Raw genomic sequence first — 15,869 nt, forward strand, 5'->3', positions numbered from 1 at the left:
AATGCACTAATTTCTGTCCCCTATCTTAACTATAATTTGGGCCAATTGATATTCTTTCGTGCAAAATGCTTGTCTAAATTAAATTGTCGATCTCTTTAGTGGATTAGTCAATACACTTTAGAAAAATTCCGTTGATTTTAATTTATCATAACTTTTGATAAAAAATATTAAATATTCTCTAACTTGTAGACAATATTTAATATTATAGTTTCTGAAGTTGCATTTCTGTCGCTAGGTAGAAGAATTAAATTCTATGTTGTATAAAGGGATTATTTGATTAAAAAAATCTTAAATTTTGCCGACAAATTAGACAAAATTTAATTGTATGTTTTTTTAAGCTGCATTTTGATCGCGCAGCCTATTCCTAGTACATATTTTTTTTGACTAGATGCTTTGAAGACAGGTGATTTGTATCATATTTAAGAATAAAGATTTGTGCTGAGTTCTAGATTCTCACCCATTTCAACACTTTGGGATCTTTGTTGTAGTAGTAGACCACGCCTTCTTTAGTTGTCACAGTTTTACCTTGACTTGCCATACTTCTGATGCTAGTGATTTGATAATCTGTTAACTGCTGCATTTCCTTATGAGACAACCCGACGGTTGCTCCGGTTTCTGCGGAAATTTCTATATCTTGAGGAGGAGTCTCAGAAGGATTTTCTGGGCTAAGATCTGCGGAGATTTCTACATCTTGAGAAGGAGTCTCAGGAGGATTTTCTGGGCTAATGACTGAGATTTCTATGATGTTTTGGTCAGGAATTGCTGGAGGATTATCGATTGTGTTTGGAGGGGTTTCTTCTGGAAGAATGTCGATCGCTTTTTGCCGCTGATAATCGGACACGGAGACGAGTCGCCATTTAGAATTGTCTGTTAACTCCAATACCCATTGATGATAACTAAACAGGCTTTCTCGATGTCCTACACTAATAAAAGTTGTCTTAGTTTCTTGTAATTGTTGATATAAATGTCCTTCATTTTTCAAATCTAAAGCACTAGTGGCTTCATCTAATATGGTGAAACGGGGACGACTCACTACCAATCGTGCAAAAGCAAGGCGTTGTTGTTCGCCCAAAGATAAGATATTTTCCCAAGGAACTTCTTTATCAAAACCTTCGATTCGTGGCAGTAAATTTTGCAAATTAACTTCTTGTAAAACTGCTTCGAGTTCTCGATCGCTCATTTCACGAGTAGTGTGAGGATAAAGTAACTGTTCGCGCAAAGTGCCCAAAATAATATAAGGACGTTGCGGTAAAAATAACATATCTTCTAGAGGAGGTCGGACTAAACGACCGCTTCCAGCATTCCACAGACCTGCGATCGCACGCAACAGAGAACTTTTCCCTCGTCCACTAGGCCCAACAATTAATAAACCTTCTCCTGGTTGCACCGAGAGGGATAGCTTTTCCACGATCACCTCTTCGTAGTCAGGTGTTTCTAAGGTGACATTTTCAAAAACCAAACGGTTATCTTCGATAGTTTTAATAGTACTGACATTCTCAGGCTGTTTAATCACAGATTCCAACGCACCCGAAAACTCAGATAAACGATCGATATAACTGGTAAGTCTTCCTGAAGTACCAAATTCGGCAATTAATTCTGCCATAGCACTTGAAAAAGAACCGCAAGCTATACTAGCCTGACTAATTTCGCCAAAATCAATGTCACCTTTTAGGTATAATGACCCGAATATGATCAGGGGAAAGATTTGGAGAACTGCTTGATATCCTCTGTTGAACAAATCCTGATTTCTCTCCCAATCAATTTTGCGTTGAGTAGTTTGAAGAATATTCTTAAATCTTCGCATTACTATATTTAATTCTTTGTCTTCTCCCTGAAAAAAAGCTATTGACTCTGCATGATTACGAATATGAGTTAGGCTGTAAGTATAGTCTGCTTCAAATCCAATTTGGTCTTTATTAATCTTATTCAATTCTTGAGTCAAGTAAAGAGCAATTAAATTGCCTATTACAGTATAAATAACCACTATAACTGCCACCCATCGGGAAAGCGACCAAAGAATTACTAAAAAAACGGACATTTCCAGCACTTTTTCTAGGAAAACAGCCGAAAAGCTGAGAGCATTCTTTGTCAGAGGTGAGAGTTCTTGAGATATCCTTTGATCTGGGTTATCAATATCGGATTTAAAGTTGATTTTATAATAAGCACGGTTGCTCAAATATTTTTCTAAAATATGATTATTTAACCATTGATACCAATCAAGAGCGATTTGTTTTCTAACAAACTTAGAAAATCCTACTAATAAAGTTGTACCGACTAGAACAGCAACGTAAAGCCATAAAGAATCAACAAATTTGTTAACATCTTTATCTTTAATAATGACATCTACTAAATAGCGATAAACGAAGGAATTTAAAGCATTTGTACCCACGAGCATGGCGATTAATAATATTAGGAGAATCAGCATTGCCCAGGAACGCATTACGTCGGAAAATGCTCTTCCTCCTGGCTGTGTTGGATACCAGTAAGGTGCTGCGATCGCTCTGATATTCTCCCAAAATTGTTTAGAACTGGGAGCAGAATTATTCGTTGAGTTTTTATCAATAGAGATTGTAGATTGCATATCTTATCGAATGCTGAAATAGGAGTTGGGAATGCTGAAATAGGAGTTGGGAATGCGGAAGTTTGAATTAAAAATTCTCCCTTCCTCTTCCTGAGAATAGATTACTCAAAAATACCATTTTTCCATAGCTCTAGCACTTCACAGGCTGTAAAATAGCGTTCTTGTTCAATAGCAAGAGATTTGATCGTTGAGCGCATTTTTTCGTATTTCTCTCTGGGTTGGGGATTTTGTAGTTGCTTTTCAAATAGATATTGGAAATTACTAACTCCACTCCATTTGCCAAAGACAACTTCGATCGTATTATACGGGAATACCGCATAACTCTTAGGATCGGAAAATAAAGAATTAACATGAATACCTGATTCATGGCGTTGAGTACTCTGAGAATAAGGAGGAGCAGGACGAACCCCCAATTTTTCAATATAATCAGTCACAGCGACAATAGCATCATAGTTAATCCCCTCAACTTCCATACCGAAGCGGATTCGCAATCCATTTAACACCTGCTCCAAGGCAACATTTCCCGCTCGCTCTCCTAAGCCGCAAAATGTCCCTGACACTAAAGTTGCGCCAGCCATGAGAGATTGGAGAGTATTTTCCAAAGCCATACCCATATCATTGTGATAATGTACCCCCAATGCAACGCCGGGAGCAGATTGGAGGAGGTCGTTAATCCAGATATAGCTTTTTTCTGGGTTCAGAATACCAACTGTATCACAAAGCAACCAGTTTTCAATATAAGGACTAAAAGAGCGAATACATTGCACTAAATAGTCAAAATCGGCTCTAGAAGCATCCTCAACAGCAAAGTCTACTCTGAGTCCAGCAATTCTGGAAGCATAGTGCAAATTTTCCACAACTAAATCAATTGCATTTTGGCGAATTTTATTGATTATTTTTGCTGGGATATTATCATCAATGGTTTTGCCTTTAAATTCGCTCATGAGGCGAACTTCGGGGTCTCGCAAAAACAACAGTCGGTCAGACAGACCAAGAAACAAAATAATCCGTTTAACACCGTAGTTTTTGGCTTTATCAATATACTCCTTTCCCATCATTGTAGAAGCAGTTATCAGATCGGACCATCCATCTATGACTAATGATTTAACTAACTCTTCTTCTTGTTGACAAACAGCAGGCATAATGGCTAGTCCATGAACTCCTGTTTGACGAATCAGATGGGCAAGTTTATGTTTGGTTGGGTAAGGTAAGAAAATTCCAGCTTGTTGTTCTCCATCTCGCAGGGTTTCATCATAAATTTTGAGCGAAACAGTTTCCATGATACCTCTGAGTTAACTAATTAATGGGGTTCGTAATTTGAAATTCAGAAAGCCTTTTTTCAGAACTAAAGTCCTCCCGACTAACCTTTTTGGAGGTTAAGACATTAGCATCTGTAATTGAGTGGCTAAGATTTTTACATTTGGTTCATAAAGCATTCGACCATGATTTCCTGGTACAGATTTAACCTTGACAGGGTTTTGAGTGTATGATTGCCATCCCCACTCCGGTAGATTGTAATGGGAAATAGCTTGCAACTCTTGTAAAACAATTTCATGAACTTCTTGAGCCCGAAATAAAACAATGGGGGCAGAAATTGAATGATTAGGACGATAATTTGCGTAATTGAGTGTTAGCTGTTTCATCACTTTAATATTGGTTTTGAGTAAATCAAGGCTGGAATGTTCCGGCAGAATATTATGCCGATATAAATACTCTGCTGCCAGATTCCAACGGGCTTGGTCGTCGGTTTGAGCAAGTAAATCGGCGTATTTCAGTCCTAAATCAACTTGCTTTAAGGCTTCAATTCTTTGAATTACTTGCCAAATCCAATCAATTTCTTTTCTATCAATGAAATACTCTGGGTAGGCAACCAATCCAGCGTCAAAGATAGCTAGTAAATCTAGCTTTTCGCCTTGTTTTTCTAGTTGGGAAGCCATTTCAAAAGCCACAGCACAACCTGAAGAATATCCGGCAAGGATATATGGGCTTTTGGGTTGCTGTTGACGTAATAAATCAATTAGTTGAGTTGCATGATCTTCTACTGATTTCGGAAGTGGGCTTAGTCCATCTCTTCCTGGTGTTTCGAGTCCGTAAACGGGGCGTTCAGTTCCTAATTTGATTGCTAAATCTCGGAAATAGAAACTATGTCCGTTAGCACCGGGAAGACAAAATAGAGGGGTGGCTGTTCCTAAAGGTTGAAGTAATAGTAAATCGGGGTGTGCTTGCTGCACTTGGGTATGACAAAGTTCTGGTGCTAGTTGAGCAATTGTAGGATTTTGAAATAAAGTGTTCAAAGAAACTTGTTGCTCAAAAACTTGTTGAATATTGTTGAGCAATTTCATGGCTAATAAAGAATGACCGCCTAAGTCGAAAAAGTTGTCATGAATGCCAATTTTTTGGCGATCGAGTACAGTAGACCAAATCTGTGCTAATTGTTGTTCAATATCATTGCGTGGGGCTATATATCCGCCTGCAACAGAAATATTGGGAATAGGTAAGGCTTGGCGATCGACTTTGCCATTAGGAGTTAAAGGCAATTCATCAAGCACAATGATTTGAGCAGGTATCATGTAATCGGGTAGACGGGATTTGAGGTAATTTTTTAATCCAGTTGTTGAATCATTGTTAATTCCGGTTATATATGCAATTAAATTCTGGTTATTTTCAGTTTTATAGACAGTTACAACTGCTTCTTTAACTGAGTGATGTTGTAACAAAGTTGCTTCTATTTCCCCGATTTCAATCCGAAAACCTCTAAGTTTAATTTGGTCGTCAATGCGTCCTAAATATTCCAGATTTCCCTGATAATTCCACTTTGCTAAGTCGCCAGTTTTGTAAATTCGCTCAGTTTTACCAAACAAATCAACTTCAATAAATTTTTCTTTGGTTAAGTCGGGACGATGCAAATAACCTCTGGCTAAACCTACTCCTGCAATACACAATTCCCCCGGTATTCCTGGAGGTAATGGTTGATTTTGGGCATCTAAAATATAAATGCGGGCATTGGGAAAAGGTTTACCAATAGGCGGTTTTTTGCCATTAGGTTGACAAGAAGCAGCTACCAAACAAATCGTAGTCTCCGTTGACCCATACCCATTCCATAACTGTCGCCCAGGTGCCCATTTTGTGACTAATTCGGCTGAGCAAGCTTCTCCGCCGACTACGATAGTTTGCAAATTGGGTAAAGCATCTGGGGGTAATACAGATAACATTGAAGGGGGGATAACTATATGAGAAATTTTGGCTGTTGCTAATAAGTTTACTAAGCTTTGAGTGTTTAATAAAGTTTCTTTTTTGGCAAGATACAAACAAGCTCCCACTACCAGAGTAGGGGCAATTTCAGCCATAGCCATGTCAAAACTAAAAGAAGCTAGTTGCAGGTAACGGTTGTGGGGTTGAACTTGAAAAGTTTGTAGCCATGCTAAAACAAAATTAGTCAATCCCCGATGCTCAATCATTACTCCTTTGGGTTTTCCGGTGGAACCAGAAGTATAAATTAGACATACTAAGTTCTGTGGTTTAGTTTGAAGTGGAAGATTTTCTGTTGATTCGCAATCAAATTTTTCTGAGTCTAAGCAAATAAGTTTACAGGAGCTTTTTAAGGGTAATTTATCTTCGATAAAGCTTTGAGTTAGTAATATTGTTGCACCCGAATCTTCGAGCATAAATTGAATGCGTTCTGGTGGGTAATAGGGATCGATCGGCAAATAAGCACCACCTGCTTTTAGAATAGCCAATATACCAATAATCATCTCGAAAGAACGTTCAATGCAGATACCAATAAAAGTGTCTGGCTGAATTTGGTGATTTTGAATTAGGTAATGAGCTACTTGGTTGGCTTTTTGATTGAGTTGTTGATAGGTTAACTTTTGGGATTCAAATACTAAAGCGATTTGATGAGGGTTTTTAATAACTTGTTGTTCAAATAGGTCTACAAATGTTTGATTGAGGGGATAGTCGGTTTGAGTTTGATTCCAGTGTTGTAGTTGGAGAAGTTCGGATGGTGTGATTAAAGGTAGTGTTTTTATTGGTTGGTTGGGGCGATCGACAATTCCTTGAAGTAAAATCACAAAATGTTGGGACATTCTTTGGATGGTGCTACTCTCAAAAAGGTCGGTAGCATATTCCCAAACACAATTTAATTGCCGATCGGATTCGATCGCCATCAATGCTAAATCAAACTTAGCAAATGGACAGGTTAAATCGAACCATTCAATTTCTAACTCTGGCAAATTTAGGTCGGGATTCTCATTATTTTCTAGGACAAACATCACCTGAAATAATGGATTATGACTCATACTCCGTTCTGGTTGTAACTTTTCTACCAGAAACTCAAAGGGAATGTCTTGATGAGCATAAGCATCTAAACAATTTTGGCGAGTTTGTTGGAGGAATTCGATAAAAGTTTGCTCAGGGTTTATTTGATTTCGCAACACTAATGTATTGACAAAAAAGCCGATTAATGATTCGGTTTGGCTATGGGTGCGGTTAGCAATAGGAGAACCAATACAAAGATCGTTTTGGCGACTATAACGAGAAAGTAAAATACTAAAAGCCGCCAATAAAATCATAAACAAGCTAACTCCTTGTTGTTGACTCAAGGTTTTAATGGCAGCGGTTAATTCAGGAGTTAGAGAGTATGAATAGCGTTTTCCTTGGTAATTTTGTAATGCTGGACGGGGATAATCAGTAGGTAATTCCAGTAAAGGTGGAGCATGATTAAGTTGCTGTTTCCAGTAGTTAATTTGGGTTTCTAATACTTCTCCTTGTAACCAGTTTCTTTGCCAGGTTGCGTAGTCGCTATATTGAATCGGTAGGGGGGGAAGATTTGGGGTTTGATTTTGGGCAAAGGCGGTATAAACTTGGCGTAATTCTTTAATAAATACCCCCATTGACCAACCATCACTGATAATATGGTGCATATTAATTAGCAACACATATTTCTGCTCTTTTAGTTGTAACAATATGGCTTTAAATAAAGGGTCTGTATTTAAGCTAAATGGTTCTTGAACATAGTTATTAATTAACTGCTGGACGTTTGGGGACTGGGGATGTTCATCCAGGTTTTGCCAGTCTATTATTTTTAGAATTTCGATTTCGTCTAAATTTTTGATTACAATTTGAGGTTGTCCCGCTATTGTGGGAAAGTACATCCTTAGACTGGTATGACGGTTAAGGAGATAAGCGAAACTAGAACGTAGGGCATTAATATTGAGGTTGCCTTTTAATTGTAGAGCGATCGGCATATTGTAACTAGCTGATGCCCCTTGAAGTTGTGCTAACAGCCAGAGGCGTTGTTGAGCAAAAGACAGAAGTTTTGGCGCGTCATCTGGTAATTTAGGAATTTTTTCTGCCATACTAATTCTAGCTTTGGCAGTATTTAAGAATGCTAATATATCTGCTTTGTTGTTTTGAATTTCCTGCTTAAGCTCAGCGGTGAGGGCGTTTTTATTAGTCCGAATTCGTAGCTTATCATCTTCAGCCCAAATTTTGCAGCCAATGTTCTGCAAACGAAGCATTAAAGAAACTACTGGCTCTTTTTGTGTCATAGTTCAATTTCCTCTTCATCTGAGTTTAAAGGTTCCATATCTGCGGCGGAGGAATTAATCCATAAGCAGGTATCGATATAATTTGCTAATTCATTTAGTGTCGGCAATTCAAACAGTTTCCGCAAGGGTATTTCTACTTTGAATTGGTCACGGATGCGGGAACATAATTGAGTGCCTAATAAAGAATGTCCTCCTAGTTTGAAGAAGTTATCTTGACGGGCAATTATTTCATATTTTAGTAGCTTTGCCCAAATTTGGGCTAGCAATTTTTCGGTTGATGTAACTGGCAGTTCAATGTTTGTTGCTGTAACTGTTGTGCCTGGTTTTGGTAAGGCTTTGCGATCGACTTTTCCATTGGGGGTGAGTGGCAGTTTTTCTAAGGCTATGAAATGACTAGGTACCATATATTCTGGAAGGGTTTTGCCTAGAAAATCTCGCCATTCATCTAATAATGCTGGCTCAATTTCAGTAGTGCGATATTGTAAAGGTTGATTGGCGTAATGTTGCCAAGGTTTCAACCGGAAATTAGGCTTTTGAGTGAATCTTTGTATTGTAGTTTTTTCCGGTTTGTTCCTTTGAAAAACTACATCGTAGCTAGCAAAATCTGTGGAGTTGTATTGGATAAAAGCTGTATAAGATAAATCTCTTATTATAGTTCGGAATGCTTCAGGTTCTATGCCTAATTTGGCTTGGGAAACTGCGGTTTTTAAGTCGGAAACATTGCGATCTAATTGGGCAATTTGTTCTAAGAGTAACATTTCTTTGGTTAAACGAGCATTGGGAATATTTTTAATCCCTAGCAAATCTGGTTGTTGTGTTGTGAGGATTTGCTCGATTTTTTCCGGGTTCAATTCTTCAGTTTCCCAATCTAACCATTCTGGTGTGGCAATGGAATTATTTATCCGATCCAAGTGTAAAACTACATCATAGCGGAAACGGCTCATTTCTGTGTGAGCATAACCACGTTTTAATTGAATTTGGATTTGACTAATGCGAGGAAATTTTTGTTTGAGGGCGATAAAGAAATCAGGATCGATTAGTAATTCGCCTTCGTTGTTTAGGCTTTTCTGAATCCGTTGGCGCAATTCTTTAATTGGTAAGTCATCTTCGGCGCGATAAAACTCAACTGCTGTGTGGAAAGCTGATAATAAATGAAGGTTTCGCACATCTCCAATAAAGATTGAGCCTTGATTGTTTACAGCTTTTATTGCCCCTTCCAACACAGATAAAAAGTAATCCAATGAGGGGAAATATTGGATAACGGAATTCATAATTACCAAGTCATAAGCATTACTTTGAATGCCGTCAAACTGGTTGGCGGCGCTGGTTTTTAAGGTAACTTTTTCCTGAAGAGATTGCTGTTTGAGATGTTGTTCAATATACTGCAATGCTTCCGGCGAAAAATCTGTACCTAAATAATGTTGACAATGGGGCGCAATTTTAAATAATAACATTCCCGTTCCACAACCTATTTCCCAAACTCGATTGGGTTTAAGTTCTTGAATTTGCTCAACTATTGTATCTCGCCATTCTTGCATTGCTGCTTTGGGGTAAGGTTGTCCTGTGTATCGATCGTTCCAACCAGCTAAATTAAGAGTGGGATCTTCTGGGGAATTGGAGTTGAGATAAGCATCGGTAAATACTTGTTGCCAAAGTTCTACTTGTTTATTTTGGAGGTCGTCATTTTCTGTTGATTTGGGAACAATATATGCTACTAAACGTCGATCGCACTCGCTGTCTTCTCTGACAATAACGACTGCTTCTTTAATTGTGGGATGTTTGATTAATGATGTTTCAATTTCCCCTAATTCAATGCGAACACCACGCAGTTTGATTTGACGATCGATGCGACCTAAATATTGTAAATTGCCATCAGGTAACCAACGGGCTAAATCTCCTGTTTTATAGATTCGTTCAGTTTGGTTAAATAAGTTGAGGTTAATGAATTTTTCGGCAGTTAATTCGGGGCGATTTAAATAACCTTGGGCTAATCCTGCACCTGCGATCGCTAATTCTCCAGGTATACCAGGGGGAAGGGGTTGATTGTGTTTATCGAGAATGTAAATGCGGGTGTTGGCGATCGCTTTTCCGATCGTTGGTTCATGTTGGGCATTTTTAACAACTTTCGTAAAAGTCGAGTAAGTTGTGTCTTCAGAAGGGCCATAAAGGTTATAAATTTCTGTTACTGATGTAGCTTGATATAAAGCTTGTACCAAACTATTTTTTAATGGTTCTCCTGCTAAATTGATCGCTTTTACACTGGCGGGAATTGCGTTCATATTCAACAATTCCGCTGCTGCACTGGGAACTGTATTAATCAAGGTAATTGGCACAATACTTTTTTGCGCTTGCTCAATGTAAAGTGCATTTTCTACTACTATTACGCTACCGCCTTGAGTCAGGGGAACGAAAATTTCAAAGATTGAAAGGTCGAAACAAATTGAGGTTGATGCTAAAACACCTGTAAGTTGTTCGGCGCTAAAAATTGTGTGTGCCCATTTGAGCAAAACTACTGGACTATAATGAGCAATGGCAACACCTTTAGGTCGTCCTGTGGAACCAGAAGTATAAATTATATAAGCTAAATCATTAGCTTTACTTTGGGGAATTGGGTTTTTTGTTGGTTGATTTGTCCAGGTTTCTTGTTCCAAAAAGACTACTTGACATTTATTTTCCAGTTTTTCTAAGGGCAGTTGTTTTTTAATATTGCTGGTTGTTAGTAATAGAAAAGCATTACTATCTTCGAGCATTAATTGAATGCGTTCTTGGGGATAATTGGGATCGATCGCTACATAAGCCCCACCAGCTTTGAGAATTGCAAATATGCCGATGAGCATGGAGAGCGATCGTTCAACACAAATCGCTATCAATGGATTATCAGGCAATTTTTGCTCTTTTTTTAGCTCCAACAAATGATAGGCTAATTGATTGGCTTTTTGGTTTAATTCTTGATAGCTTAAACTCTGGTTTTCAAACACTACGGCTATTTTATCAGGGGTTTTCGCTACCTGTTGTTCAAACAAAGTTACTAATGTTTGGTCTTGAGGATAATTAATGTTGGTTTGATTCCATAGTTGCAGTTGTTGGATTTCTGCGGTTGTAATTAAAGGTAGCGTGCTGATTGGTTTTTGGGGATTTTGGGTAATTGCTTCTAGCAAGATTTCAAAGTGTCCTGCCATGCGTTGAATTGTTTCTGGCGCAAATAAGTCTGTAGCATATTCCCACATACAATGTAGTCGCTCATCTATTTCGCACAGATCCAAGGTTAAATCAAATTTAGCAAATGGATAAATTTGATCTAAGTATTTAACATCAAGTTCCGGTAAATCCACATTTGTCCCTGCACTTTCAGTATTTTGCAATACAATCATCACCTGGAACAAAGGGTTATAGCTGAGACTGCGTTCTGGGTGCAATTGTTCTACCAGGTATTCAAAGGGAATATCTTGATGGGAGTATGCTTCTAAACAAGTTTGGCGGGTTTGTTGCAGTAATTCAATAAAGTTTTGCTCTGGTTTGATTTGGTCTCGCAGGACTAATGTATTAACAAAAAAGCCGATTAACCCTTCGGTGTAGCTATGGGTGCGGTTGGCGATCGCAGAACCAACACATAAATCTTCTTGACGGCTATAACGAGATAGTAAAATATTAAAAACCGCCAACAAAGTCATAAACAAACTAACTCCCTGTTTTTGACTCAAAACTTTGAGTTTTTCAGTCAACTCGCTACTCAAACTATATTCCTCGCGTCCACCTTGGTAACTTTGTTGTGCTGGACGTGGATAATCTGTAGGTAAATCGAGTAATTGAGGCGCATCTTTTAGCTGTTGTTTCCAATAGTTTTCTTGAGTTTCTAAAATTTCTCCCTGTAGCCAACTGCGCTGCCAAGCTGCATAATCAGTATATTGAATTGGCAATGGTAAAAAATTCGGAATATTCCCCGCTGCAAAAGCAGAATAAGCTTGTTCCCATTCCCGTTTAAATACTCCCATTGACCAACCATCACTAATAATATGGTGCATATTGATCAGGAGTACATTTTTCTGTTGGCTTAGTTGCAGTAATTTGGCTTTAAATAATGGGCCTTTGTTTAAATCAAAGGGTTCTGCTGCATGAGTATTTGCTAAGTTTTGGACGGTTTCTGCTTGAATTTGGGGAGGGAGTTGTTGTAGATTGGCGATCGCTAAAACTTCTACATCTTCTGGATTTTTAATAACTACTCGCGCCTCTCCTGCGACTGCTGGAAAACAAGTGCGGAGAATTTCATGGCGTTTAATCAAATAAGCAAAACTGGCACGCAAAGCTTCTATATTTAACTTGCCATTTAGTTGCCAAGCTGATGACATATTATAGTTAGCCCAAGTTCCTGCACCTTCCAATTGTGCTAAAAACCAAAGTCTTGATTGAGCAAAAGAAAGGGTTTTGGGGGCGTTTTCTGGTTGGGGTGTAATACTTGGTAAAGCTACACTGGAAGTCGCTCGATCAATCTCTCTTGCTAACTCAAATAAAATGCTATGTTCAAATACCTTGCGGACTGATATTTCTACTCCATAGCTATCACGAATTCGGGTAATTAATTGGGTGGCTAATAAAGAATGTCCCCCAAGTTCAAAGAAGTTGTCTCGCCGACTAACATACTTAACTTTTAAAAGATATTGCCATAAAGTAGCCAGCAGTTCTTCTGTGGGAGTTACTGGCATTTCTAAATTAGTTGTGGTGTATGTATTTGGTGTTGGTAGGGATTTGCGATCGATCTTACCATTAGGAGTTACTGGCAATTTCTCCAATACCATAATCTGCGCTGGAATCATATAATTTGGCAGCAGCTTTTTCAAGTATTCCTTAAGTTGATTACCTAAATTGCTGGATTTCTCCGCTGCTGTAATATATGCCACTAACCGAGGATTAGTATCAGTTTCATAGAGGATAACAACAGCTTCTTTAACCGATTGGTGTTGCAATAATAGCGATTCAATTTCGCCAAGTTCAACTCTAAAACCTCTGAGTTTAATTTGCTCGTCAATGCGTCCTAAATATTCGATATTTCCCTCGGAATTCCATCTAGCTAAGTCGCCAGTTTTGTAAATTCGCTCACTTTTACCGAACAAATCAACTTCAATAAATTTTTGCGCGGTTAAGTCAGGACGATGCAAATAACCCCTGGCTAAACCTACTCCGGCAATGCACAATTCCCCTGGAATTCCCGGAGGTAAAGGTTGATTTTGGGCATCTAAAATGTAGATTCGGTTATTAGCTATTGGTTGACCAATGTCGGGTTTTTTCCCATTCGGTTCACATTCGGCTATACTCACTGTAACCGTTGATTCTGTGGGTCCATAGCAATTTAAAAAATGTCGTTCTTTTGCCCATCTTGTTACTATTTCTGCTGGACAAACTTCGCCACCAACAATTATATATTGCAAGTCTGGTAATGGAGTTTGAGGTAATAGAGATAAGGCGGAAGGAGGTAGGGCTAAATGAGAAATTTTGCTGTCGCGCAACAAATCAACCAAACTTTGACTAGGTAACAAAGTCTCTTGTTTAGCTAAGTACAAACTTGCGCCTGCGGACAAAGCTGTAGCAATTTCACCAATAGATAAATCGAAACTAAAAGAACCAAATTGCGACCAACGAGTTTCTGGTTTAATTTTAAAAGTTTCTGCCCAAGCTAAGATTAAATTCACTAAGGCGCGATGTTCAATCATCACTCCTTTGGGTTGTCCTGTGGAACCAGAGGTATATATTAGATATGCTAAATTTTCCGGTTTTGTTTGAGGTGGAAGATTTTCTGTAGATTCACAATTAAAGGTTTCTGACTCTAAACAAATAGCTTGGCAAGGGGTTTTTAATGGTAATTTATCTTGAATAAAACTTTGGGTTAGCAATACTGATGTTCCCGAATCTTCGAGCATGAATTGAATCCGCTCTTGGGGATAATTAGGGTCAATTGGTACATAAGCACAACCTGCTTTTAAGATAGCCAATATACCAATTACCATCTCGAAAGAACGTTCTACACAAATGCTAATTAGACTGTCTGCTTTCAGGTGAAAATTGTGAATTAAGAAATTAGCAATTTGGTTAGCTTTTTGATTGAGTTGTTGATAAGTTAAACTTTGGGATTCAAATACTAAAGCGATGCGATCGGGGTTTTTAGCAACTTGTTGTTCAAATAGGTTAACGAAAGTTTGATTCAAGCAATAATTATTATCTGTTTGATTCCAGTCTTGTAATTGTTGAATTTCATTTTTTGTGAGTAATGGTAAGCTATTAATTGGTTGTTGAGGGCGATCGATAATTGCTTCCAGCAACACAGCAAAATGTTGGGTCATTCGGTGAATGGTACTCCGATCGAACAAATCGGTAGCATATTCCCATTCCCCGATTAATTCTTGGGAAGTTTCCCGAAAAATTAGCGATAAATCAAACAGAGTAGTTGTATTTTCCCAATTAAAAGGAGTAACGGTTAATCCATTGGTTTCTAGATTTTCGTTAGTTTCATTTTGCCAGCCAAATGCTACTTGAAATAAGGGATGATGAGAAAGCGATCGCTCTAATCCCAGTTCATCAACTAATTTTTCAAAGGGCAAATCTTGATGATCGTAAGCATCCAAAGTTACTCGTTTTACTCTAGCAAGTAATTCTAAGAAAGAGGGATTTCCTTGTAAGTTAATTCGCAAGGCTAAAGTATTGACAAAAAAGCCAATTAACCATTCAATTTCTTTACGGTTGCGATTAGCGATCGCAGATCCCAAAACAATATCTTCTTGTCTGCTATAACGCGAAAGTAAAATTGTAAATGCCGCCAACAAAGTCATAAACAGTGTTGTTCCTGACTCTTGACTCAAACGCTTTAACTTTTGGGTTAAATGGCGATCGATCCGCAAAAATTCGCTACTTCCCCGATAAGATTGGATTGAGGGGCGCGATCGATCTGTGGGCAATTCTAACAAAGGCGGAACATCAGCTAATTGTTGTTGCCAATAATTAAGTTGAGTTTGCAGTATTTCTCCCTGTAACCATTCTCTTTGCCAATGAGCAAAATCTGCATATTGCAGCGATAATGGGGGTAATGGAGAGGGTTTTCCAGCGCTAAAAGCAGCATAAAGACTAAACAATTCTCGGCGGAATATTTCCACTGACCAGCCATCACAAATGATATGATGGATGACAATTAATAACAAATGAGAATTCTCTGTCAGTTGCAACAATTTTACCCGCAACAAAGGTGGATTTGTTAAATCAAAAGGTTGTCGGAATTCTTCTATTGCTAAATGTTGTGCTTTCTTTAATTGCTCTGTTGCTGTTAATTCTCGCCAGTCTATCACCTGCATTGACAGTTTTAAACTAGGATGAATTACCTGGATTGGCGCTCCCTCAACAACTGAAAATGTAGTGCGTAAAACTTCATGCCTTTGGACAATTTCTCTAATAGCTTTTTCTAAAACAGCTATCTTAAGATCGCCCGTAAGTTGCCAGAAAAGAGGAACATTATAAGGACAATTTTCTGCTTCTAATTTATCAATAAACCATAATCTTTGTTGAGCGAAAGAAAGGGGAGGCGGTTGTTTTCGGGAAATCTGTCTTAGGTATGAATTTTGTTGATGATTATTTTTTCGGGATAATTCTTGTTGCTCTCTGAGCTTTTGCAGAACTAATTCGCGCTTTTCAGGAGAAAGATTTTCCAGACGTTTTAATCGATCGCTCATAATATCATTCAGAGAAATGCCAATTTTAAT

At 38.2% G+C, this 15,869-nt stretch carries 4 protein-coding genes; all 4 read right to left on the reverse strand.

The annotated features are described in order from the left end of the window. Window positions 1-445: 445 nt before the first annotated feature. The 4 genes from ACE1CI_RS31625 to ACE1CI_RS31640 all read right to left on the reverse strand — a co-directional run bounded on the left by ACE1CI_RS31625 (window position 446) and on the right by ACE1CI_RS31640 (window position 15,839). Window positions 446-2,581, reverse strand: coding sequence for an ATP-binding cassette domain-containing protein (locus ACE1CI_RS31625; protein ID WP_496615964.1), 2,136 nt, complete (start codon window positions 2,579-2,581; stop codon window positions 446-448). A 101-nt stretch (window positions 2,582-2,682) separates the two neighbouring features. Continuing rightward, window positions 2,683-3,861: a hydroxymethylglutaryl-CoA lyase-like TIM-barrel protein gene (locus tag ACE1CI_RS31630; protein WP_413262067.1), complete on the reverse strand. Its 1,179-nt coding sequence runs from the start codon at window positions 3,859-3,861 to the stop codon at window positions 2,683-2,685. Between the two features lie 96 nt (window positions 3,862-3,957). After that, the gene (locus ACE1CI_RS31635) at window positions 3,958-8,130 is read right to left on the reverse strand and encodes a non-ribosomal peptide synthetase (RefSeq protein ID WP_413262066.1); all 4,173 of its coding nucleotides are present in this window, start codon (window positions 8,128-8,130) and stop codon (window positions 3,958-3,960) included. Continuing rightward, window positions 8,127-15,839, reverse strand: a complete 7,713-nt coding sequence (locus ACE1CI_RS31640; protein WP_496615965.1) for an amino acid adenylation domain-containing protein — start codon at window positions 15,837-15,839, stop codon at window positions 8,127-8,129. The genes ACE1CI_RS31635 and ACE1CI_RS31640 overlap by 4 nt, the downstream gene beginning before the upstream one ends. Window positions 15,840-15,869: the final 30 nt, after the last annotated feature.

Source organism: Floridaenema flaviceps BLCC-F50, from assembly GCF_041929275.2.
In the GTDB taxonomy this organism is placed as follows: domain Bacteria; phylum Cyanobacteriota; class Cyanobacteriia; order Cyanobacteriales; family Aerosakkonemataceae; genus Floridanema; species Floridanema flaviceps.

What these genes read in the sequence shown, in the direction of transcription:
- ACE1CI_RS31625 (WP_496615964.1), bottom strand. Translation starts at nt 2,581, where the DNA reads ATGCAATCTACAATCTCTATTGATAAAAACTCAACGAATAATTCTGCT.
- ACE1CI_RS31630 (WP_413262067.1), bottom strand. Translation starts at nt 3,861, where the DNA reads ATGGAAACTGTTTCGCTCAAAATTTATGATGAAACCCTGCGAGATGGA.
- ACE1CI_RS31635 (WP_413262066.1), bottom strand. Translation starts at nt 8,130, where the DNA reads ATGACACAAAAAGAGCCAGTAGTTTCTTTAATGCTTCGTTTGCAGAAC.
- ACE1CI_RS31640 (WP_496615965.1), bottom strand. Translation starts at nt 15,839, where the DNA reads ATGAGCGATCGATTAAAACGTCTGGAAAATCTTTCTCCTGAAAAGCGC.